We start from the raw sequence: 1,834 nt of genomic DNA, 5'->3' as shown, positions 1-1,834 counted from the left end.
GCTGCTCGCCGGCCGTGAAGGCCGCCGGGTCGTAACCCTGGCGCTCCAGCAGGATGTCGATCTCGGCCCGCTGCGCCGGCGTCAGCCGCGGCTCGCGCGCCAGGATCCAGCCGTACTTGCGATCGGGTCCGCCGACCACGGCCCAGCGGTAGTCCGGCTCCAGGCCCAGGATCCAGTAGTCGGCCTTGACCGGCGCGAGGCCGAGGATCTTGAACGGCGTCAGCTTCAGGCGGGCGTTGGAGCGGGTGTCGACCACCTCCGCCTCGGCGGTGAACTCGTCCAGGGTGCCGTCGGCCCTGCGGCAGCGGTTGGTCACCGACAGCTTGCCGTCGGCGCGCAGGGCGTAGGTCGCCGTGGCGCAGCAGCCGCAACCCTTCTGGAAGCGGTTGGGGATGTGGGCGATCTCGTGCCAGGTGCCGCAGTAGCGCGGCAGGTCGACGCGTTCGACCACGCGGGGGCGGAAGGGGACCCGCGCCGGTCGCTCGGCGAAAGCGACGGCGGCCGGCAGCGCGAGCAGGGCGGCGAGGGCGGCGAGGCGGACGAAGCGCACGGGATACCTCCGGGACAGGGGCTCACCCACATGATGCCACAACGGAGACCGCGCCGCTAGGGATGTCCAGACGCCGGGATGTCCAGCCGCCGGGATGTCCGGCCGCCGGGCCGGCGACCGTCACTCCGGCCAGATGAAGCGCTTGCGGAAGCTGGCCTTGGCGACGGCGGCGTCGGCCTCGGCGACCACCACCGAGATGCTGTTGACCGAGGAGCCGAGCGAGAGCGTGTCGATGCCGTCGCGGCACAGCGCGTGGTAGACCTCGCTGGCCAGCGCGATGCGCTCGTAGAAGTGGGGGCCGTAGAGCGTCAGGATCGTGACGGGCTCGCGGATGTCGAGCGCCTTCGGCTGGTGGTCGGCGCGGATCGTCTCCAGCAGCGCGTTGGTCGCGTCGTAGCGCTCGCGCGCGACGCAGAGCGAGAGGTTGCGCAGGCCGTCGGCGCCGTTGCCGATGGTCAGGTAGCACAGCGGGATGCCGGCGTCGGCGAACAGACCCAGGATCCGGCAGGAGCGGCCCGGCTGCCAGCGGTAGGCCAGGACCTCGACCAGGCACAGGTCGCTCTTCTCGATGAGGCCGCCGCACTCGGTACGCATGCTCAGGTTCTCCTCAAGGTCGCCGTGAAGGTGCTGCCGCGTCCCGGCTCACTGGTCACCGCGATCTCGCCGCCCATCTGCTCGATGAACCGCTTGACGATGGGCAGGCCCAGACCCGTCCCCAGCGACGAGGCCGCCTTGGCCTCGGGCGTGCGGTAGAACTCGTCGAAGATGCGCCCGAGGTCCTCGGTCCTGATGCCGATGCCCTCGTCGGCCACGGACACGCGCACGGCGTCGCCCAGGTCGTGCATTTCCACGATCAGGCGGCCGCCGTCGCGGTTGTAGCGCACCGCGTTGCTGACCAGGTTGCCCAGGACCTTCTCGACCATGGTCTCGCTGGCCCGCAGCAGCACGTCCTCGGCCGGCAGGCGGGCCTCGACGCGCAGCCCCCGCGACTCGATCAGCGACTGCTGGCCGTCCAGCAGGGCGGCGACGACCCGGTTGAGGTTCACGTCGCGCACGTCCTGGCCCTGGTGCAGCGGGCCGCGCGTCAGGTCGCTCAGGCCCTGCACGATCTCGGTCGCCTGGCGCAGGCGCTCGACCGTGCGACGCAGCAGGTCCCGCGGCTTCTCGGCCATGTCCGCGCCGGCGACGGCCAGCACCGCCTCCACGGCGCTCTGGGCCGTGACCACCGGGGTCTTGACCTCGTGCGAGACGTAGCGGAAGAAGTCGATCTTGGCCTTGTCCGCC

Annotated in this window: 3 protein-coding genes; all 3 read right to left on the bottom strand. The window is 71.5% G+C overall.

Features of this window, described 5'->3' with window-relative positions:
• On the bottom strand, positions 1–550 hold a 550-nt coding region (locus Q7W29_00755; GenBank protein ID MDO9170344.1), incomplete at its 3' end, for a lipocalin family protein.
• 120 nt (positions 551–670) lie between these two features.
• Positions 671–1,144, bottom strand: a complete 474-nt coding sequence (locus tag Q7W29_00750) for a hypothetical protein (protein MDO9170343.1) — start codon at positions 1,142–1,144, stop codon at positions 671–673.
• 2 nt (positions 1,145–1,146) lie between these two features.
• Positions 1,147–1,834, bottom strand: a 688-nt coding sequence (locus Q7W29_00745; protein ID MDO9170342.1) for a HAMP domain-containing sensor histidine kinase, incomplete at its 5' end; no start/stop codon positions are given.

This window comes from bacterium (assembly GCA_030654305.1).
GTDB lineage: Bacteria > Krumholzibacteriota > Krumholzibacteriia > LZORAL124-64-63 > LZORAL124-64-63 > PNOJ01.
Note: the sequence above shows the minus strand (reverse complement) of the source record. Positions and strands in the feature narration are given on the sequence as shown.